At 35.2% G+C, this 20,055-nt stretch carries 21 protein-coding genes; all 21 read left to right on the top strand.

Annotated features, from left to right (window positions below):
• Nucleotides 1-6: 6 nt before the first annotated feature.
• The 21 genes from rfbA to NMS_RS12985 all read left to right on the top strand — a co-directional run bounded on the left by rfbA (nt 7) and on the right by NMS_RS12985 (nt 20,048).
• Nucleotides 7-867: a glucose-1-phosphate thymidylyltransferase RfbA gene (rfbA, locus tag NMS_RS13085; protein ID WP_041497266.1), complete on the top strand. Its 861-nt coding sequence runs from the start codon at nt 7-9 to the stop codon at nt 865-867.
• Nucleotides 864-1,409: a dTDP-4-dehydrorhamnose 3,5-epimerase gene (gene rfbC / locus NMS_RS13080; protein WP_041497265.1), complete on the top strand. Its 546-nt coding sequence runs from the start codon at nt 864-866 to the stop codon at nt 1,407-1,409. The genes rfbA and rfbC overlap by 4 nt, the downstream gene beginning before the upstream one ends.
• A gap of 273 nt (nt 1,410-1,682) precedes the next feature.
• Nucleotides 1,683-2,024 carry a phosphomannose isomerase type II C-terminal cupin domain gene (locus NMS_RS13075; protein WP_041497264.1) on the top strand — a complete coding sequence of 114 codons (342 nt, stop codon included), beginning with the start codon at nt 1,683-1,685 and terminating at the stop codon, nt 2,022-2,024.
• 54 nt (nt 2,025-2,078) lie between these two features.
• Nucleotides 2,079-3,191, top strand: a complete 1,113-nt coding sequence (gmd, locus tag NMS_RS13070; protein ID WP_041497262.1) for a GDP-mannose 4,6-dehydratase — start codon at nt 2,079-2,081, stop codon at nt 3,189-3,191.
• A gap of 85 nt (nt 3,192-3,276) precedes the next feature.
• Entirely contained in the window at nt 3,277-4,227 is a 951-nt protein-coding gene (locus NMS_RS13065) for a GDP-L-fucose synthase family protein (protein ID WP_041497261.1), read from the top strand.
• Nucleotides 4,228-4,288: 61 nt separating this feature from the next.
• Nucleotides 4,289-5,476 carry a UDP-N-acetylglucosamine 4,6-dehydratase gene (locus tag NMS_RS13060; RefSeq protein ID WP_041497259.1) on the top strand — a complete coding sequence of 396 codons (1,188 nt, stop codon included), beginning with the start codon at nt 4,289-4,291 and terminating at the stop codon, nt 5,474-5,476.
• Entirely contained in the window at nt 5,476-6,630 is a 1,155-nt protein-coding gene (locus NMS_RS13055) for a LegC family aminotransferase (RefSeq protein WP_173405827.1), read from the top strand. The genes NMS_RS13060 and NMS_RS13055 overlap by 1 nt, the downstream gene beginning before the upstream one ends.
• A gap of 57 nt (nt 6,631-6,687) precedes the next feature.
• Nucleotides 6,688-6,912 (top strand): acyl carrier protein, encoded by a 225-nt coding sequence (locus NMS_RS13050; protein WP_041497258.1) that lies wholly within the window; start codon nt 6,688-6,690, stop codon nt 6,910-6,912.
• 2 nt (nt 6,913-6,914) lie between these two features.
• Nucleotides 6,915-8,150, top strand: a complete 1,236-nt coding sequence (locus NMS_RS13045) for a class I adenylate-forming enzyme family protein (protein WP_052476983.1) — start codon at nt 6,915-6,917, stop codon at nt 8,148-8,150.
• Nucleotides 8,147-8,875 carry an SDR family NAD(P)-dependent oxidoreductase gene (locus NMS_RS13040; protein ID WP_041497257.1) on the top strand — a complete coding sequence of 243 codons (729 nt, stop codon included), beginning with the start codon at nt 8,147-8,149 and terminating at the stop codon, nt 8,873-8,875. Before NMS_RS13045 ends, NMS_RS13040 begins: the two co-directional genes overlap by 4 nt.
• 3 nt (nt 8,876-8,878) lie before the next feature.
• The gene (locus NMS_RS13035) at nt 8,879-9,523 is read left to right on the top strand and encodes an acetyltransferase (RefSeq protein WP_041497255.1); all 645 of its coding nucleotides are present in this window, start codon (nt 8,879-8,881) and stop codon (nt 9,521-9,523) included.
• Nucleotides 9,524-9,549: 26 nt separating this feature from the next.
• Nucleotides 9,550-10,554 (top strand): N-acetylneuraminate synthase, encoded by a 1,005-nt coding sequence (neuB, locus tag NMS_RS13030; RefSeq protein ID WP_041497254.1) that lies wholly within the window; start codon nt 9,550-9,552, stop codon nt 10,552-10,554.
• A gap of 1 nt (nt 10,555) precedes the next feature.
• Nucleotides 10,556-11,725, top strand: a complete 1,170-nt coding sequence (gene neuC / locus NMS_RS13025; protein ID WP_041497253.1) for a UDP-N-acetylglucosamine 2-epimerase — start codon at nt 10,556-10,558, stop codon at nt 11,723-11,725.
• Between the two features lie 2 nt (nt 11,726-11,727).
• Complete coding sequence (locus NMS_RS13020) at nt 11,728-12,609, top strand: formyltransferase family protein (RefSeq protein WP_041497252.1); 882 nt, start codon at nt 11,728-11,730, stop codon at nt 12,607-12,609.
• Entirely contained in the window at nt 12,606-13,277 is a 672-nt protein-coding gene (locus tag NMS_RS13015) for a PIG-L deacetylase family protein (protein ID WP_041497250.1), read from the top strand. Before NMS_RS13020 ends, NMS_RS13015 begins: the two co-directional genes overlap by 4 nt.
• Before the next feature lie 2 nt (nt 13,278-13,279).
• Nucleotides 13,280-14,323, top strand: coding sequence for a nucleotidyltransferase family protein (locus NMS_RS13010; RefSeq protein ID WP_041497248.1), 1,044 nt, complete (start codon nt 13,280-13,282; stop codon nt 14,321-14,323).
• Entirely contained in the window at nt 14,323-14,997 is a 675-nt protein-coding gene (locus tag NMS_RS13005) for an acylneuraminate cytidylyltransferase family protein (RefSeq protein ID WP_041497247.1), read from the top strand. The genes NMS_RS13010 and NMS_RS13005 overlap by 1 nt, the downstream gene beginning before the upstream one ends.
• A 351-nt stretch (nt 14,998-15,348) precedes the next feature.
• Nucleotides 15,349-16,617, top strand: coding sequence for a lipopolysaccharide biosynthesis protein (locus NMS_RS13000; protein ID WP_148311397.1), 1,269 nt, complete (start codon nt 15,349-15,351; stop codon nt 16,615-16,617).
• A gap of 3 nt (nt 16,618-16,620) precedes the next feature.
• Nucleotides 16,621-18,036, top strand: a complete 1,416-nt coding sequence (locus tag NMS_RS12995; protein WP_041497244.1) for a hypothetical protein — start codon at nt 16,621-16,623, stop codon at nt 18,034-18,036.
• Nucleotides 18,029-19,189 (top strand): O-antigen ligase family protein, encoded by a 1,161-nt coding sequence (locus tag NMS_RS12990; RefSeq protein WP_041497242.1) that lies wholly within the window; start codon nt 18,029-18,031, stop codon nt 19,187-19,189. The genes NMS_RS12995 and NMS_RS12990 overlap by 8 nt, the downstream gene beginning before the upstream one ends.
• Entirely contained in the window at nt 19,179-20,048 is an 870-nt protein-coding gene (locus NMS_RS12985; protein ID WP_041497241.1) for a glycosyltransferase family 2 protein, read from the top strand. Before NMS_RS12990 ends, NMS_RS12985 begins: the two co-directional genes overlap by 11 nt.
• Nucleotides 20,049-20,055: the final 7 nt, after the last annotated feature.

Below are 20,055 nucleotides of genomic sequence, written 5' to 3'. Positions count from 1 at the left end.
AGTTTTATGAAAGGTATCATACTAGCAGGTGGGTCAGGAACCAGGTTGCATCCGTTGACTGCTGTGGTTTCCAAGCAACTCTTGCCGGTGTATGATAAGCCCATGGTTTATTATCCGCTATCCACGTTGATGTCTGCTGGAGTACAGGAATTTCTAATAATTACAACTCCCAAAGACGCGGTGTTATTTCGAGAGTTACTAGGCGACGGAACAAAATACGGCTGCACTTTCGAATATACTCAACAGCAAGACCCCAACGGTCTTGCAGAAGCATTTATTATAGGAGAAAAGTTTATTGGTAACGATAAAGTAGCTCTAATTCTGGGAGATAATATTTTTTACGGTTCAGGTCTGGCCGAATTACTACAGAAAAACACAGATCCCGATGGTGGAATCGTGTTTGCCTATCACGTCCAGGATCCCGAACGTTACGGTGTGGTAGAGTTTGATGTAAATGGCACCGCAATATCCATTGAAGAAAAACCTGAAAAGCCTAAATCTTCTTTTGCAATTCCTGGTATTTATTTTTATGATAACACAGTGGTTGAAATTGCTAAGAATCTAAAACCCAGTAAACGTGGTGAACTTGAAATTACTGATGTAAATAAAATTTATTTGAAACAGGCAAAATTACAGGTTCAGATTATGGATAAGGGAACAGCGTGGCTGGATACAGGGACTTTTGACTCCTTGATGCAAGCCTCTCAATTTGTTGAGGTCATCGAGCAGCGACAAGGTCTAAAAATAGGCTCTATCGAGGCTACTGCCCTAGAGATGGGCTTTATCTCCCGAAAGGAATTTGAAGAATTAATTGCTCCGCTTTTAAAAAGTGGTTACGGCACCAACCTCAAGGATCTGCTGAAATGAAGGTGACTGAGACCTATTTAAAAGGATGTTTCATTATTGAACCGCAAATTCATGAGGATTCACGTGGTTATTTTATGGAAAGTTTCAATAAACAAAAATTTGAAACGGCTATTGGTAGAGAAATCTCCTTTGTACAGGATAATGAGGCCCTTTCTTCTTATGGGGTCATCCGTGGTTTACATTTCCAGAAAGAGCCTTATGCGCAAGCAAAGTTGGTTCGAGTGATGGAAGGGAAAGTCCTGGATGTAGCGGTAGATTTAAGAAAGGACTCCGCCACCTATGGAAAGCACTTCTCCATAGAGCTTTCAGCTTCCAACAAAAAACAGCTTTTCGTACCTCGAGGTTTCGCACATGGATATTCCGTGCTTTCCAAAACAGCTCTGTTTTTTTATAAATGTGATCAGGTGTATCACCCACAAAGTGATTGTGGAATAGCATATAATGATCCTTGTTTAGGAATAGACTGGAAGATTGGAGAAGAACATCAGGTATTATCTATTAAAGATCAAAAACAGCAACCGCTTGCTTCATTATTAGGGTAACACTTTCAAGTATAACTCACTTTTCAACTTGTTTTAAATCAGTCTTTGTCAATTTGATAACTTCATTTGAATTAAAGAATGAAATTATTAGCCAAAATCAGTTCATGCGAAGAATTTCACAGATTTGTTAATATAAGAGCATGACGAAAATAATTTGGCTTTAATTTCAAAGCTCCTCTTTCATTCAAAGCTTTATCTTTGCCCTTCAATTTTTAATACATTTAATCTTATTTTAATAATTGGATTAGATACATTCTACATAAATAGAATTTGATGGATGAATCCAAAAGACCTTGGGGACAGTATTTCATACTTGACGAGGGAGAAAATTTCAAAGTGAAAAGAATAGAGGTGAAACCAGGAGGGCGGTTGTCTTACCAATACCATCATAAACGATCGGAAGTTTGGACTGTGGTCTGTGGAGTGGCTAGAATCACTCTAGATGATGCTACTAAAGATTATTCAATTGGTGAAGTGGTAGAAATCCCTCAAGGTGTAAAGCATCGGGTTGAAAATGCTGAACGTGAACTTTTGACTTTTATAGAGGTACAATATGGTACCTATTTTGGAGAAGACGATATCGTACGAATAGAAGACGATTATCAGAGGAGTTAGCTTTCCTAGCTCACAAATCAATATTATAAATCACTATCATATTTACAATTTAAAATGAAAGTAGCGTTAATTACAGGAGTAACTGGTCAAGATGGGGCGTATTTGAGTGAATTTCTTTTAAAGAAAGGGTACACTGTACATGGTCTTAAAAGGCGTTCGTCGCTTTTAAATACAGATCGCATTGATCATCTGTATGAAGATCCACATGTTGAAAATCAACGTTTCATATTGCATTATGGGGATATGACGGACAGTACGAATCTTACTCGTTTGATCCAAGAAATTATGCCAGATGAGATTTACAATCTGGCGGCAATGAGCCATGTCCAGGTTTCTTTTGAAATGCCAGAATATACAGGTAATGCAGACGGACTAGGGACACTACGAATACTGGAAGCCGTTCGCCTGTTAGGACTTGAAAAGAAAACCCGAATTTATCAAGCATCGACTTCTGAGTTGTACGGGAAAGTACAAGAGGTTCCTCAATCTGAAACCACTCCATTCTACCCCAGGTCTCCTTATGCTGTAGCAAAAATGTACGCGTACTGGATTACCGTAAACTACAGAGAAGCTTATGGAATATATGCATGTAATGGAATCTTATTCAATCATGAATCGCCTATTCGTGGGGAAACTTTCGTAACCAGGAAAATTACAAGGGCTGCTGCTCGTATTGCTTTAGGTCTTCAGGATAAATTTTATCTAGGAAACCTTGATGCTAAGCGTGATTGGGGACATGCCAAAGATTACGTAAGAATGATGTGGATGATTCTTCAGACAGAAGATGCTGAGGATTGGGTTATTGCAACTGGGACAACAACTCCAGTAAGGGATTTTGTACGTATGGCGTTTGAAGAGGTAGGAATTATGCTGGAATTTAAAGGCGAAGGAGTTGAAGAAAAGGCTTTTGTAGTATCCTGTTCGCACCCGCAGTTCCAATTGGAAATAGGGAAAGAAGTACTTTCCGTAGACCCTAAATATTTTAGACCTACTGAGGTAGACCTTCTTATTGGAGATGCCACAAAAGCAAAAACTAAATTAGGATGGGAATGTCAATATGACCTTCAAGATCTAGTTAAAGATATGATGAAAAGTGACGTTAAGTTGATGCAAAAAGATCAATACTTGAAGGATGGTGGGTATGATACGCTCAATTATTTCGAATAGTTCGCTTTCAAGGAGTGAAACGACGAAGAAGTTTATGCTGAGCGTAGTCGAATTGCGAAAGTGGAATTAATTTAATCATTTGTAAATGAATAAAGATTCAAAAATATATGTAGCCGGTCATCGAGGCATGGTGGGCTCTGCCATATGGAGAGCATTGACAGCAAAAGGCTATACCAACTTGATAGGTAGAACCAGTGCAGAGTTAGACCTCAAGAATCAGCAAGCGGTTAAAGATTTTTTTAATAATGAAAAACCAGAAGTCGTTTTTGATGCAGCAGCTAGAGTGGGTGGAATATTGGCAAACTCTGAATATCCTTATCAGTTTTTAATGGAAAATTTGCAGATACAGAATAATCTTATCGATACTGCTCATATTGCTGAAGTCAAAAAATTTATCTTTCTAGGAAGCTCTTGTATTTATCCTAAACTAGCACCTCAACCATTAAGGGAAGAGTATTTGCTAACGGGAAGTCTAGAACCAACTAATGAGTGGTATGCTTTAGCAAAAATCTCTGGGGTGAAGGCTTGTGAAGCCATAAGAAAACAATTTGGAAAGGATTTTGTCAGCTTGATGCCCACTAATTTGTATGGTAGTCATGATAATTTTGATCTAAAGACCTCGCATGTGCTTCCAGCAATGATCCGTAAATTTCATGAAGCAAAGCTAAATGATAATGAGTCTGTTGAATTATGGGGGAGTGGAACACCGTTACGGGAATTTTTACATGTTGAGGATATGGCTGATGCGGCTGTATTTGCTTTGGAAAATAAGATGCCTGAAAACCTTTACAATATTGGAACAGGAAAAGATCTGACTATAAAAAAACTCGCTGAGTTGATACAAAAAGTTGTTGGTCATAAAGGCGATATAATTTGGGACGTTTCGAAACCCGATGGCACTCCGAGAAAACTGATGAATATAGATAAGATGAAAAATGCTGGCTGGGAATCTTCAATAGAACTTGAAGAAGGGATTAAATTAACTTATCATTGGTTTTTAGAGAGTACAAACGATTATAAGCAAGTTAAATATTAATTTGAACGTTGCTAATAATGAATATACTCTTTATCAATACATATTTCCAAACTAATATCAAATGAACATTTTATCTTTAATTGGCAGGAATACTGAATTATTGACTGATGATATTTCCCAACACGAGAATAAGATTCGCTCTATAGTAAATTCCTCTTCATTTTTAGTTTTAGGAGGGGCTGGTTCGATAGGTCAGGCAGTTACTAAAGAGATTTTCAAAAGAAATCCAAATAAATTGCATGTTGTCGACATTAGTGAAAACAACATGGTTGAATTAGTTAGGGATGTAAGAAGTTCTCACGGATACATTGATGGGGATTTCAAAACCTTCGCTTTAGATATTGGATCACTAGAATATGATGCATTTATAAAAGCCGATGGAAAATATGATTATGTTCTAAACCTTTCTGCTTTGAAACATGTACGCAGCGAAAAGGATCCTTATACGTTGATGCGAATGATTAACGTAAATATCTTTAACACAGACAAGACAATTCAACAATCCATAGATAGTGGAGTAAAAAAATATTTTTGTGTTTCCACAGATAAAGCTGCAAATCCAGTAAATATGATGGGTGCCTCAAAGCGGATTATGGAAATGTTTTTAATGCGAAGAAGTAAGGAAATTAATATATCAACAGCCCGTTTTGCTAATGTGGCATTTTCGGACGGTTCGTTATTGCATGGATTCAATGAACGAATTCAAAAAAAACAACCTATAGTAGCACCTAAAGATGTGAAGAGATATTTCGTTACACCGCAGGAATCCGGAGAACTTTGTTTGCTGTCATGCATCTTTGGTGAAAACCGGGATATTTATTTTCCTAAATTAAGCGAGGGTCTGCATTTGATATCCTTTGCAGATATCGCTGTAAAATACTTAGAGCAATTGGGATACCAACCTTTTCTTTGCGAATCTGAAAATGAAGCCAGGGAATTAGTGAAAACCTTACCTCAGGAAAAAAAATGGCCTTGTCTATTTACCAATAGTGATACTACTGGTGAAAAAGATTTTGAGGAGTTTTTCACTGCAAATGAGGAATTAGATCTGGAAAGTTTTAATAACCTAGGGGTTATTAAGAATGAACTAAAAATTGAACAAGATAAACTACATTTATTTGAGAAATCTATCTCAGAATTAATTAGTTCGGGAATATGGTCAAAAACTGAAATTCTGGTTTTGTTTAACAAAATGATTCCAGATTTTGGTCATAAAGAGACCGGTAAATATTTAGATTCAAAAATGTAATGTCAGAAATAAAGAATACAATTTCATTTATAAGAGAACAGTACCAATCTCACGATTTTATTCCACTTCACGAACCTCGATTTGTGGGAAATGAGAAGAAGTATGTTCTTGACACCATTGACTCTACGTTTGTTTCTTCAGTAGGTGCATATGTGGATAGATTTGAAGAAATGATGCAAGCGATCACCCATACTAAAAAAGCGATAGCGGTAGTTAATGGGACTTCTGGAATTCAGGTAGCCCTGCGTCTAGTCGGAGTTAAAGGTGGCGATGAAGTTATAACACAGGCGCTCACATTTGTAGCTACAGCCAATGCTATCGCTTATAATGGAGCCAAGCCGGTTTTTCTTGATGTTGACCTAGACACAATGGGATTATCTCCCGATTCCGTTAGAAGTTTCCTAGAAGAATATGGGGATCTTCGCGAAGATGGATGTTACAATAAGAAGACGGGCAATCGTATAAGTGCGTGTTTACCTATGCATACTTTTGGTTTCCCAGTCCGTATTGAAGAAATCATTGGAATATGTGATAATTGGAAAATTCCCGTAGTAGAGGACGCTGCAGAATCTTTAGGTAGTGAATACAACGGGCAACCGACAGGAGGTTTTGGGGCTGTAGGTGTCTTTTCTTTTAACGGGAACAAAATAGTAACCAGTGGAGGTGGAGGAGCTATTGTTACCAATAATACTGCTTTAGGAATTAAGGCCAAATATTTAACCACAACAGCAAAGCAACCTCACGCCTATGAATATATTCACGATGAGTTGGGATATAATTTTAGAATGCCTAATATAAATGCAGCTTTGGCTTGTGCACAACTTGAAAATCTCAATTGGTTTCTCATGAAAAAGAGAGAGCTTGCAAAAAAATATGAAGAGTTTTTTACAGAAGGAGATATTAAATTGAGGACAGAACTGTCGCAAACGAAAGCTAATTACTGGTTAATGTGTGTAGAACTGGAAAACAGAAATGCTAGAGATTCATTTTTAAAAGAAACCAATGCAGCCAACGTAATGACTAGACCAATCTGGCAACTTATGTATAAATTACCGATGTATATAGATTGTTTTAAAGACGACCAGGTGAATGCTAATTTTTTAGTGGATAGAATAGTTAATATTCCTAGTAGTGTTATCACCGCCAAAGCATAAAAATAAAATACTAATTGCTATAGCCTAAAAACAAAGGGGCTTAATAATCAAAATGAGATGGAAGAAAAATTAATTTCAATATTCAATACTGTAAGAGAAGGGTCAGGGCTTGGAGACCTAACCACTATTAATGATCAAATGGACCTTCGGAAAGATATTGGATTCGACTCCTTTAATCTTGCTGAACTTACCGTTCATGTAGAAGAAGAATTTGGAGTTGACATTTTTGAGGATGGTATTGTAAATACGGTTGGTGAAATTAAGGCAAAGCTAAACTCTTAAGCATGAGTTTAATTCACAATATGTTTTTAATAGATGTGGAAGCAGGATTGGAGTTCTCCTACCCTCAATTATTGAATGAAGTAACTTCTGCAAAATATTTTACACCCTACCTTAAGTACACATCTTTACCCCAATTCTACACCAATTTACTTATTGGGTTAGCTAGTGGAAACCGACTGATTTTACTCGATCCTGATTTTTCAATGTCTGAGATTGAAAAGCTTTTGGGATCTGTCGATTTAATGAATGAAAGGATTCCTGTTCAAATAAACGCTGGAAGCATAGAGGAATTGCTTAATAACATAGAAAAAAATAAAGGGAGTCTAAGTCTTTTTACCTCTGGTACAACAGGACATCCCAAAATAATAACTCATACTGTTGGGAATTTTATAAGAGGTGTAAGAAGATCAAATGACCATGGTGACAATATATGGGCTCTTGCTTACAATCCAACGCACATGGCGGGATTGCAGGTTTTTTTTCAGGCCCTGTATAACCTTAACCCTATGGTAAATATCTTTGGTAAATCAAGGGCTACTATTTTCGATAACATTGAAGGTGCCGGTATTACACACCTTTCCGCCACTCCAACCTTTTTTAGAATGTTGATGCCGGCAGATGCAACTTTTAGCAACGTAAACCGAATCACCTTTGGTGGAGAGAGGTCTGATAAAAATCTTCATGATAAAATTAGCGCTCTTTTTCCTAGAGCCCGACTTAACAATATTTACGCAACTACTGAGTCAGGTGCTATACTGACTGCTCGAAATGATGAATTTGAAATTAAGAAGGAGGTAATTGGTAAGGTAGTAATCCGTGACAACGAGATACTAGTACACCAAACCCTTTTAGGCGATAGTTCAGATTTTAAAATGGATGGAGAATGGTATCATACGAATGATATAGTGGAAATAACATCTAGCGACCCATTGCGGTTTAAGATCGCTTCTCGTGGTAACGAGCTAATTAATGTCGGTGGTTATAAGGTTAATCCCAATGAGGTGGAAGAAAGTATGCAGATGATAGATGGCATAATAGACTGCCGTGTTTTCGGTAAGCCAAATTCTGTACTGGGTTCGATACTCTGTGCCGAGTATATTCCTCAAAATGGAGTTGATATAACAGCCAACGATATTAAGAAACATTTAGCTGCCCAACTACAGGACTTTAAGATCCCAAGGATTTTGAAGAGAGTGGAAAAGTTGAAACTTACCAGAACCGGAAAATTAAAAAGATGAGGAAGAATATATTGGTGACAGGGGCTTCTCGTGGCTTGGGCTTTGAGATTGTAAAACTGTTATTGGAATCAAATTACAATGTATATGCTGTAAGCCGGAGTATGCCTAAAGAGCTTACTCAACTGTTAGAGATATACCCTAAAAGCCTTTTTCATAAGGCTCTTGATCTTGGCAGTGCGGCTACTGTGCGCGAAGATTTATTTAAGGACTTTGTTCCCAACAAAACTCCATTGCATGGTTTTGTAAATAATGCAGCTATGGCTTATGATGATATTATTACCAACCTTAATGTGGATAGGGTCAAAGAAATGTATGAAGTAAATGTATTTACACCTTTTAACATTACAAAGTATGCAATCCGCAACATGATTTTTAATAGGGTACATGGAAGTATAGTTCATGTATCGTCTATTAGTGCACATACTGGTTATAAAGGTTTATCTATGTATGCTGGATCAAAAGCAGCGCTGGAAGGTTTTTCAAAAAACACAGCCCGAGAGTGGGGTGAGCGTGGAGTGCGTTCCAATTGTTTGGTAGCGGGATTTATGGAAACAGCAATGTCTGCCACTTTGGACACTAGCCAAAAGGATCGTATTTACAAAAGGACATCTCTCAAAGTGCCTACTAGCATGCAAAGTGTGGCTCTTATGATTGAATTTCTTCTTTCCGATAAAGCAATTTCAGTAACCGGGCAAAATATTCATGTAGATTCTGGAACTATATAAACAATGAATAAGGAACTACTCATCATAGGTGGCAGCAGTACAGCTCTTGAAATTAATGAGGCTGTACAATTAGGTTATATGGACGTCTATTGTGCAGTAACTTTTGTGATAGGTGACAATGAAAAGGCTGACGCCAGCCTGAATACAATTAGGGATAGCGAGGTAAGCGAGTATGTGAGTGGTAAAGAAGTTTCATATATCATTTCTTTGACCAATCATTCGTTGCGATTGAAGATAGTGGAAGCTATGCAAAGGGAAGGTTTAAAGGCTGTGAATATTATTCACCCAGTCGCATTGGTTTCACCTACCGTAAAAATGGGTTTGGGAAACTACATAGCTGCTGGAGCTATAGTTTCAGTCAATGCAAAGGTTGCAAACCATTGCATTATAAATTTTGATACCATCGTAGGCCATGATGCGATACTGGAAGATCATGTAATGATAAATCCGGGAGCACGCATAAGCGGTCATGCCCATATTGGTGGTAGAACACTCATAGGTACTAATTCCATAATTTATCAGGGAATAAAGGTTGGAAATGACGTACTGATTGATGCTATGACCTATATAAATAGAGATATTGGAAGCAACATGATATGTTCTAGTACCAGGCAGCTTAAGGTGCTTAAGCGTTTAAAGTGGAACTAAACAAAATTTGAAATAAAATTTTCAAAATGAAACATAAAACTATAATTATTGCCGAGGCAGGCGTTAACCATAATGGGAGCTTAGAAAATGCCAAAAAACTGGTTGAGATTGCAGCAGGGGCCGGTGCGGATTTTGTTAAATTTCAAACTTTTAAAACGGAGTTGAACATTACTAAAAACGCTAAAAAAGCCGAATATCAGGAGTTAAGCACAGGAATTGGTGAATCTCAGTTTGAGATGGTCAAAAAACTGGAACTTTCATTTGATGATTTTACCATAGTTAAGGATTACTGTGACTCTTGTGGGATTGGGTTTTTATCAACAGGATTTGATACCCCTAGTCTTGATTTTTTGGAAACCTTGAATCCTAAATTTTATAAAATACCTTCAGGGGAAATCACCAATTTACCTTATTTAAAAAAAATCGCCAGTTTTGGTCGTGATGTAGTCATGTCTACTGGTATGGCGAGTATGGAAGAGGTTAGGAATGCTTTTAACATATTAAAAAAAGCAGGGTTGGAAAAAGGTCAAATTTCAATTGTTCATTGTAACACAGAGTATCCAACTCCCATGGAAGATGTGAACCTTAAAGCAATGTTACACATAAAGAACGAGTTGGATGTTGAAATCGGGTATTCAGATCATACCTTAGGTATTGAAGTTCCTACAGCGGCGGTAGCTTTAGGCGCGACGATTATAGAAAAACATTTCACTATTGATAGAAATATGACAGGACCAGATCATAGTGCGTCCTTAGAAGCTAATGAGCTTAAAAGTATGGTAAATGCCATCAGGAATATTGAAAAGGCTATTGGAGGATCTGGTATTAAAGAACCTTCGCTTTCCGAATCCAAAAATAAAAGCATAGTACGTAAAAGTATAGTAGCAGCCACCGATATTAAGAAAGGCGAGACTTTCAGCGAAATTAATTTATCTGTTAAACGTCCAGGAACTGGAATAGATCCTATGACCTGGTATGATGTTTTAGGCACTAAGGCAAGCAAAGACTATAAACAAGACGATCCGATCTAGAATGAACAAAAAAATCTGCATAGTAACTGGAACAAGAGCGGAATATGGAATCATGTATTGGCTTATTAAATTTCTTCAAGAAGATTTAGATATTGATTTGCAGTTGATCGTAACAGGAATGCATTTATCTCCTGAATTTGGTTCAACCTATAAGGAAATAGAAGGGGTAGGCTTTAAAATCGATAAAAAAATTGAAATGCTACTATCTTCAGATTCCGAGGTGGGAATCTCAAAATCAATGGGCTTGGCACAGATTAGCTTCTCTGAAGCTTTTCAGGATTTAGCTCCAGATGTGATATTGGTATTGGGAGATAGATTTGAAATATTCTCTGCTGTAGCTGCGGCAATGATCGCTAGAATACCAGTTGCTCATTTGCATGGAGGTGAAGCCACTCAAGGACTGATTGATGAACCAATAAGGCATTCCATCACAAAAATGTCTCAACTACATTTTACAGCTACTGAAGTTTATCGCAAGAGAGTTATACAGATGGGGGAAAATCCATCTAGAGTTTTCAATGTTGGATCACCTGGTTTAGATAACATTCATAGATTAACTCTTCTAGATAAGAGGCAGTTTGAAAAATCAATAGATTTTAAATTAAATCAGAAAAATATCCTGATTACTTTCCATCCTGTGACTTTGGAAAAAAACACTTCAAAAAAACAATTTAAGGCGTTATTACACTCAATTTCTAATTTAGAAGACACCAGTTTTATTTTTACTAAGCCTAATTCTGATACGGATGGTCGAATAATTATTCAACTGATAGACGAATATGTTTCAAAAAATCCGAAAACATCTTGTGCTTTTAAATCATTAGGTCAATTGAGGTACCTCTCTGCTCTTAAATACGTGGATGTGGTATTGGGTAATTCTTCGAGTGGTCTTGCCGAAGCACCAAGCTTCAAAGTTGCTACGATAGATATTGGTGATCGACAAAAAGGAAGAATAAAAGCGGATAGCGTGATTAGTTGTGATCCCACGGAAGAATCGATCAGTCAGGCTCTCCAGTTGGCATTTTCTAAGCATTTTCAAGAAAGCTTAAAGAATGTTAAAAACCCCTATGGAGAAGGGGGAGCTTCTGAGAAAATCGTCAAAATATTAAAAGATTTTGATTATTCTGATATTCTGAAGAAGAAATTTTACGATATAAATTATTCCATTTAGTTATGAAGATATTTTTTATTGGATCCGTTTCATTTTCTGAAAAAGCTTTATTAAAAATTATAGATTTAAATGCACATATAGTTGGTGTAGCAACTAAATCAAAGTCCAATTTTAATGCTGATCATGCAGACTTATCTTTAATTTCTGAAAAAAATAAAATACCCTGGAAATACGTTAAGGATATTAATGCTCCACATATCATCGAATGGATACGTAGTTTAAATCCTGATGCTATTTTTTGCTTCGGATGGTCCAGTTTAATTAAACAAGAGCTTCTCTTTATGACTAGAATAGGTGTAGTTGGATTTCACCCGACAGCTTTGCCTTTCAATAGAGGAAGACATCCTTTGATTTGGACATTAGTTCTTGGGCTAGAAAATAGCGCGACTACATTTTTCTTTATGGAAGAAGGTGCGGATGATGGGGATATATTATCGCAAAAACCGTTTTGCATTACTTATGAAGATGATGCTTCAACGGTCTATACTAAAATAGAAGAAAATGCCCTTATTCAAATTGAAGCATTTCTTCCTAAGTTACAGGGAGGGAATTATTCACGAAGAAAACAAGATCTGACTTTGGGTAATTTATGGCGGAAGAGAGGTATTAAAGACGGCAAAATAGATTTTAGAATGACCTCAACAGCTATATATAATTTAGTAAGGGCGCTCACTAAGCCTTACATTGGTGCCCATATTGATTATTATGGTAAGGAAGTTAAAATTTGGAAAGTAAAGGAAGAAAAGTATTCTTTAAATAATATAGAACCAGGGAAAGTCCTAGAAATAAAACAGAGGGAAGTGCTTGTTAAAACCTATGACGGTGCTATTCGGTTGATGCAACATGAATTTGTGACACTTCCCTCTGTAAATGAGTATTTATGAAAAAAATAATAGTTATCTCTGCACATCCTGATGATGAAATTCTTGGTGCTGGCGGAACTTTACTCAAGCATATAGCGAACGGTGATGAAGTTTATTGGTTAATAACAACAAACATTTTTGAGGCACAAGGCTTCAGCAAACAAAGGGTTGATTCAAGGCAGCAGGAAATAAGAAAAGTGGAAAAGACGCTAGGTATTAAGGAGACTTTTCTTCTAAATTATCATACAATGCAGTTATCGTATAGCTCTATCTTGGATATGGTTCCTAGAATATCTAAGATCTTTAATAAAGTCAAACCAGAGGTGATATATTGTCTCAATCGGTCTGATGCACATTCAGATCATCGGGTCACCTTTGATGCAGTAATGGCTTGTACTAAATCATTTAGATATCCATTCATTAAACAAGTGCTGTTATATGAATGTATTTCTGAAACGGAATTTGCACCCGCCCTTCCCGAGAAAGTGTTCCTTCCCAATTTCTTTGTGGATGTTTCCAAACATTTTGATCAAAAGCTAGAAATAATGAAGATTTACGAGTCAGAATTAGAAGAGCATCCATTTCCAAGATCGTTGAGAAATATAGAAGCTCTGGCAGTTTTCCGAGGCGCTAGTGTTGGAGTAGAGTATGCCGAGGCCTTTCAATTAATAAAATATATAGATAAATAAGTATGGACTTGAATCATATCTTAATCAGTAAGGATAAGACAATATTGGATGCTCTAAGAAAACTTAACGTTATTAAAGATGTTAGCAGACTTATATTATTCGTACAAGATGATGACAATTCCATTATTGGATCATTAACTGATGGAGACATAAGGCGATCATTAGCTCAAGACAAAGATGTAGAGAAGCATGTAGGCGATGTTTGCTTTAAAGGTTTTGTATTTGAGCAAGAAAGTAAGAAGTTCTTAAATTTAAAATCTTATAGAAAGAAGGACATTAAAATTCTCCCCATTCTAGATTCTAAAAATAGATTGATTCGAATAATTGATTTGGAGAAAACTAAATCCGAATTACCATTGGAATGTATGATTATGGCTGGGGGGCGTGGTAAACGATTAAGTCCATTAACTGATTCTATTCCAAAGCCCATGTTGCCTTTAGGTGATAAACCTATAATTGAGTATAATATTGATCGACTAATAGCTTTTGGAATAAAAAAAATATATATATCGGTAAAATATTTGGGCGAGCAAATCGAAGATTATTTTGGAGATGGTAGCAGTAAAGGAATTAGCATTGAATATATCTGGGAAAAGGAATTTTTAGGTACTGCTGGAGCTTTGTCCCTGGTAAAAGAATTTAAATCTGAACAGGTAATCTTAATGAACAGTGATCTGTTTACTAACGTAAATTTTGAGGATATGTATCTTGACTTGATTAAAACAGGTGCAGATATGACAGTTGCTTCTACTGAGTACAAAGTTGATGTGCCATTTGCCGTATTTGAAACCGAGGATAATCGAGTTATCAACTTCAAAGAAAAGCCTTCATACGTGTACCATTCCAATGCAGGAATATATCTATTGAACCGATCACTGATTCAAAAAATACCAAAGAACCAGTTTTATGATATCACAGACTTAATGGAGAAACTGGTAAACGAAGGTGGAAAACTGATCCACAATCCCATAGTTGGTTACTGGATTGATATTGGTAGCCCGACAGATTATAAGCAGGCTAAGGAATTTGTTAAACATTTGAGCTAATGTTAATAGTAATCCCAGCAAGAGGAGGCTCTAAAGGTGTGCCTGGAAAAAATATTAAGTTATTAAATGGAACACCTTTAATTCATTATACAATTAAAGCAGCTCAGTGCGTCTTTGACAATAAACATATATACGTTAGTACGGACTCTCCAGCTATTAAATCCATAGCAGAGCAGACAGGAGTCGACATCCCAAAGCTAAGGCCTAGCTATTTAGCAACAGATAAGAGCAATTCTAGAGATGTTATTTTACACGCTATGGATCAATTTAAGCTGTCAAACAACAACGAAGATCCAGATCTGATCATTTTGCTGCAACCAACTTCACCTTATAGAAATCATACTCATATAAGGGAAGCACTAAAATTATATAATGATGATATAGATATGGTGGTCTCTGTCAAAGAAACAGATTCAAACCCGTACTATGTTTTGTTTGAGGAAGACGAAAACAATTTTTTGAGAAGATCTAAAGAAAGTAATTTCACAAGACGACAGGACTGTCCAAAAGTTTGGGAATTTAATGGTGCTATTTATATAATTAATCCTAAATCAATAAGAGCTCAGCCCATTGGACATTTTCAGAAAATAATTAAGTATGAAATGGATGAAAAGTCGTCAATTGATATTGACACACCTTTGGATTGGAAATTTGCCGAGTTCCTCGGAAAGTAAACATTTCAAGAATAAAATCAAGACTTACTGTTTTAATCCTTGAGATTCATTTTGCTTAATTTTTATGACTAGAACTTTTAAATCACTGAACCTATAACGATAGCCAATTGTTTTGACCCTTAAGAAGTTTTTACAGTCTTCACTATTAATTAATAAATAGGCAAATACAGTAGATAATAGAGGTTTGAAATAATGAATTTAGGATGGTTGCAGTTTGCAAAAGAAAACAGGATCAAGTTCACACTACTATTGATAGAACCTAGACATATTAAAGATGCGCGTGGTTTTCTTTGATTTTTAAACCTTTTAAGAAAGATAGTATTCAAAATAATTTCAAAGCCTTACATTAAAATGAATTTTAAATTATTAGAGATACTTAAATCCATGTCCTCATATGGTATTGCTATAATATTTATGAGGTTAACTCCTTTTTTCTCCATCCCTCTGATATTGAAAAACATATCTATTAAAGAATATGGAGAACTAGGTTATGTTCAAGCTATTGTTATGACTATAGTTTCTGTAGCAACATTAAATATAGCAAGTTCTAATTTCCGTTTTTTAAAATATACAGATAATCAGTATGTGAGGCAATATAACAAGCATCTCATCGCTTCCTCAAACTCCATTGTAATCTTAGGCGCTGTTTTTTTTAGTTTATGTTCGCTTTTCTTTTTGGAAACTCCATATAAATTACCTGGTGTTTTACTCATTTTAACACAAGCTATCTACAGCTACTTTATTTCGTTAATTAGGGCACAAAACAAGTCTAGGGTATACAGTGCTGTAGAGATAGGTAAAAACCTAACCTATTTTGGTATTTTACTATTGATAATTTCCTATTCCAGCCTCACTATAATTTCTATTCTCTACACACTATGCTTATGTAACTTTTTGTATTTAACGTTACTTTATTTCTTTTTAAATAAAAAATCATGGACTAGATTAGGTTATTCTAAGATTCTTTTTAGAAGGACTTTGTTTTACTCATTACCAACTTTAGTGGCATACCTTATACAAACGTTTCTTCAACAAAGTCCATTAATGATGATAGATACAACAGACGAAAATCTTGGACGTATCAATTATGCTAATAAAATTTCCCTAGTAATTTTTGCATTACAGTCAATTGTTTTTTTAGCATGGCCTTATTTTGCTTATAAATATCAAGAACAAAAACTTCATCAGACAGTTTTTAAGAGCCTTTCTGTATTATTGATAAGCTTGTCTTGGGTTATTTATTTCGCTTTTGATTGGTTGACGCTTTTGATTTCCAATAAGACCTTTCTTTCTTCAAAACATATTGCAATAGGATTTATTGGCGTCTACGTGATTTCCGTTTTGGGGAATATGATTGATACTGCTGCGAGTATAGCTAATAAAACGTATTTAATAAGCGTAGTTTTTATATGTGGATTTGTTGTAGGCATGATTTCTTACATAGCAATACCCAATTCAACTTTAAATGAATACCCTTTCATACCTTTAATGCTAGCATTTTCTACAATGGTTATTTTGAGAGTCATAGTCTATACAAAAAACGGATTCTTTAAATCTTGGGACAATTATACCTTATCATTTGTTTTTGTTAACGTAATTTTGATGCTCTATATATCTTAGATAATGAAAGTAACCTTCTTCCTTCCTTCCTCCTTAGATAAAAATAAAACAGGGCCAATTCTAGAACATATACAATATGCATTAGATAATAATGACGAGGTTACAGTTCTTATCTGCGGTAAAGCGATCAAAACATGCAGTGTAAATCCAATAGGTAATCCTTTAATATGTTTTGCCTGCTTGAATAATTTCGATAGGTTAATTGAGAAATTTGAATTGTTGCAAAAGGTTACTGTTTTGAAACTTGATTCTTTTTGTGAAGACAGTTATCAATTAAACGATTGCAACTTTAATACATTAGAGGATTTTCAAAATGCGTACTGGGACGACAAAAAGCTAGATGTCGGATGGTCAATTGTTTCAACTTTTGTATCAGCAACGAGAGATATCTCTAATAAATTGAATACAAAAAATATTAAAAGATTAAATCAAAATTATCTAGATTGTATTAAGGTCTACGAAAAAATAAAGTCTTTTTTAAAAGCGCATCATCCAGATAGAGTGATGATATTCAATGGGAGACTGTTTGAAACGAGAGCAGTATTGAGGGGCTGTCAGACATTGAACGTACATTGTGATGTTCTTGAAATAGCTGCTTTTGAAGGTAGAAATTGGAATATATATCCAAATGCACTCCCACATGATTTAAACGTTTATTCTCAAAAATTAATAGATACCTGGAAGGGGGAGCTGGATGAATTGAAAAGACAAAAAGTCGGTGCTCGTTTTTATGAGTTGAGAAAATCCGGAGCTAAAACAAATGATAAAAGTCATGTGGGTGGTCAAAATCGAGATTTGCTGCCCGAAAATTTTGATGTCACAAAAAAAAACATAGTCGTATTTAACAGCTCTGAAGATGAGATCTTTTCAATTGGCCCAGAATGGAGGAAAGAATTTACTTCTCAAGAGGCAGGGGTAATTGCAATTAGCGAATTATTAGAAGGAAATAGTGATTATCACCTATACCTTAGAATCCATCCAAATTTGATTGGAGTGAAGTCTCAATTTTTATTTGATTTATTGGAACTGGATCGTAAGTCAAATATCACGATCATCCCTCCAGAATCACCGATATCCTCCTATAAGCTTTTGGAGAATGCTTCTAAAGTTGTAACATTTGGTTCCACAATTGGTGTTGAGGCAACTTATTGGGGAAAACCGTCAATGACTCTTAGCGACTGTTTTTACTCAAAAATTGGAGCAGCATATACCATTTTTGATTACAACTTGAGAGACTTCTTATTTAAGAATCTAATTTCTAAAGATACGGATGTAGCGTTAAAGTATGGGTTTTATCAAATGGCAGCGGGTGAAAAGTTTAAATATTGGAAAGGAGATCATTTTAGAAAAACTAAGATTCCCAACCCAAATTTATTTGAAAAACTAGCTTATCATACTTATCGAATACTTAATGGATAAAAAGAAGATTTTAGATAACATCCTGCTCGTTATTATAGCCTTATTTTCTATTGAATATGTCTCCTTTGGTGAGGTGTTTAGTGTATTTAGGGTTTTAATCTTTCCTTTGAGTTTTCTGGGACTAATTATAATCAATCCATCAGTTGGGAAAGGACAAAGTGGCTTCTATATTATTGTAGTTTTAGGGCTATTGGCTAATCTCTTATCTGCAGCGAATAGTGATGATTTTCAGATTGGATTTTTGAATGCTGTTGGGATTTTTATGTTCATCTTCTTTCTTTTAAATTACTTCACTAAATATGGTTTTTCAAAGAAAATATTAAAAACGCTAGCCTTATTTTCTATTCCTCAATACATCGCCTTTCTTCTTTGGATTTTTCTTGATTTTGATAACTTTGCTAATCAAAATGGTAGGTTTCACGGATTACATATCGATCCGAACTTTATGTGTATGTATATTAATGCAGCTCTTGTTGCAAAATTAAATTACATAAAATTATTTAAGCCAAGACAGACATATATTTACATATTATTTATCGTTTTGGATTTGGCTCTAATTACGTTTTCTCAGTCAAGACTAGGTATATTGAGCGCAGTGCTTTGCTTGATAACTTATTGTTTTTTTTTTCAAAGAAAGAAGTTTTATATTTTATTAGGATCAGCGGTTTTCCTATTTACTTATCTCAAGAATAGGATGGACAACCTTGGTTTTAGTAGAAACTTCAATATTTTGGATGCTGTTCTTTATAGATTTAAGGATGAAGATCCAAGTGGTAACTCAATAGAAAACGCAAGATTAACTCATTTACAAAACTTTTTAGATTTGGTGGATAAGGGACAATCTAATATAGTAGGATTTTCTCTTGAAAACTATCTTAATCTTCATGGTCAATACCCACATAACCTGGTTGTTGACATATTTTTGGAGCAAGGTTTGGTTGTTGGATCGATTTTCGTTATTTATATTATCGTTTTAATTATTTCTGGATTATTAAACTCCCTTAAAAACAAAATACAATCTGTGTTTTTTCAGATAGCTTTAATCTCGTTATCCAGTTCGTTACTTTTGACATCTTACAAGCAAAAGTTTTTTTGGTTTGTATTGGTACTATTATTTTTATCCACTAAAAAAATTAGGTTTCATGCACGATAATCTTCGCCCTTTGGTGTCATGTCTTATATTGAATTGGAATAGAAAAATCGAAACTGCACGATGCATTGATTCTGTAAAAAGACAGACGTATAACAATTTAGAAATTATTATCGTTGACAATGGATCTGATGACGGATCGGTTCAATTTCTTAAGGATAAATATCCAAATATTCCTTTAATTGAATTGGCTCAAAATTTTGGTTGTCCAGGTGGCAGAAACAGGGGACTAGAATATTGCAATGGAGAATATATTTTTCATGTTGATAATGACGGAGTACTGCATGAAAAAGCTATTGAGAATGCAATAAGACTTATAACTCGGGATGATGATATTGCTATTTTGACTGGATTAGTCATGGATTTTGACGATCCCGAACAGATCGTTTCAAATTTAATAATTGATGACCCAAAACAATCTATAACCAATTTATTTCAAGGTGGAATTTCAATGCATAGAAAATCAATTTATGACTTAGTTAGCAAGTATCCTGATGATTACATGTACGGAGGTGAAGAAACATTTTTATCATTGAAGCTTCTTGATTTTGGTTTTAAAATTATGAAATCTAACCAAGTAATATTATGGCATAAGAAATCAGAATTTGCGCGGCATAATGGGATTGAAACGATACGAAAATGGTCAAATAGCTTAGTCAATGCTTATCAATTATATCCTAGTTTAAAATTTTTACAATTTTTTGTTTATTATCATTGCGTATATCCATTTTACGCATTGAGAGCAGGCTATTTTAAGCTGTTTTTTAAGAATTTATTTGAGACTTATAGTAGGTTGAGAAATTATAGCAGAGATCCTATCAAAACAGCCACCTATTATAAATTCAAATGCTTGGAGCCTTAATTCGTAA

The sequence above is a fragment of the Nonlabens marinus S1-08 genome, assembly GCF_000831385.1.
Lineage (GTDB): Bacteria > Bacteroidota > Bacteroidia > Flavobacteriales > Flavobacteriaceae > Nonlabens > Nonlabens marinus.
This window is presented reverse-complemented; position numbering and strand designations above follow the sequence as displayed.

Excerpts from the sequence above, each read along its gene's own strand:
- rfbA (WP_041497266.1), top strand. The coding sequence starts at position 7 with ATGAAAGGTATCATACTAGCAGGTGGGTCAGGAACCAGGTTGCATCCG.
- rfbC (WP_041497265.1), top strand. The coding sequence starts at position 864 with ATGAAGGTGACTGAGACCTATTTAAAAGGATGTTTCATTATTGAACCG.
- NMS_RS13075 (WP_041497264.1), top strand. The coding sequence starts at position 1,683 with ATGGATGAATCCAAAAGACCTTGGGGACAGTATTTCATACTTGACGAG.
- gmd (WP_041497262.1), top strand. The coding sequence starts at position 2,079 with ATGAAAGTAGCGTTAATTACAGGAGTAACTGGTCAAGATGGGGCGTAT.
- NMS_RS13065 (WP_041497261.1), top strand. The coding sequence starts at position 3,277 with ATGAATAAAGATTCAAAAATATATGTAGCCGGTCATCGAGGCATGGTG.
- NMS_RS13060 (WP_041497259.1), top strand. The coding sequence starts at position 4,289 with ATGAACATTTTATCTTTAATTGGCAGGAATACTGAATTATTGACTGAT.
- NMS_RS13055 (WP_173405827.1), top strand. The coding sequence starts at position 5,476 with ATGTCAGAAATAAAGAATACAATTTCATTTATAAGAGAACAGTACCAA.
- NMS_RS13050 (WP_041497258.1), top strand. The coding sequence starts at position 6,688 with ATGGAAGAAAAATTAATTTCAATATTCAATACTGTAAGAGAAGGGTCA.
- NMS_RS13045 (WP_052476983.1), top strand. The coding sequence starts at position 6,915 with ATGAGTTTAATTCACAATATGTTTTTAATAGATGTGGAAGCAGGATTG.
- NMS_RS13040 (WP_041497257.1), top strand. The coding sequence starts at position 8,147 with ATGAGGAAGAATATATTGGTGACAGGGGCTTCTCGTGGCTTGGGCTTT.
- NMS_RS13035 (WP_041497255.1), top strand. The coding sequence starts at position 8,879 with ATGAATAAGGAACTACTCATCATAGGTGGCAGCAGTACAGCTCTTGAA.
- neuB (WP_041497254.1), top strand. The coding sequence starts at position 9,550 with ATGAAACATAAAACTATAATTATTGCCGAGGCAGGCGTTAACCATAAT.
- neuC (WP_041497253.1), top strand. The coding sequence starts at position 10,556 with ATGAACAAAAAAATCTGCATAGTAACTGGAACAAGAGCGGAATATGGA.
- NMS_RS13020 (WP_041497252.1), top strand. The coding sequence starts at position 11,728 with ATGAAGATATTTTTTATTGGATCCGTTTCATTTTCTGAAAAAGCTTTA.
- NMS_RS13015 (WP_041497250.1), top strand. The coding sequence starts at position 12,606 with ATGAAAAAAATAATAGTTATCTCTGCACATCCTGATGATGAAATTCTT.
- NMS_RS13010 (WP_041497248.1), top strand. The coding sequence starts at position 13,280 with ATGGACTTGAATCATATCTTAATCAGTAAGGATAAGACAATATTGGAT.
- NMS_RS13005 (WP_041497247.1), top strand. The coding sequence starts at position 14,323 with ATGTTAATAGTAATCCCAGCAAGAGGAGGCTCTAAAGGTGTGCCTGGA.
- NMS_RS13000 (WP_148311397.1), top strand. The coding sequence starts at position 15,349 with ATGAATTTTAAATTATTAGAGATACTTAAATCCATGTCCTCATATGGT.
- NMS_RS12995 (WP_041497244.1), top strand. The coding sequence starts at position 16,621 with ATGAAAGTAACCTTCTTCCTTCCTTCCTCCTTAGATAAAAATAAAACA.
- NMS_RS12990 (WP_041497242.1), top strand. The coding sequence starts at position 18,029 with ATGGATAAAAAGAAGATTTTAGATAACATCCTGCTCGTTATTATAGCC.
- NMS_RS12985 (WP_041497241.1), top strand. The coding sequence starts at position 19,179 with ATGCACGATAATCTTCGCCCTTTGGTGTCATGTCTTATATTGAATTGG.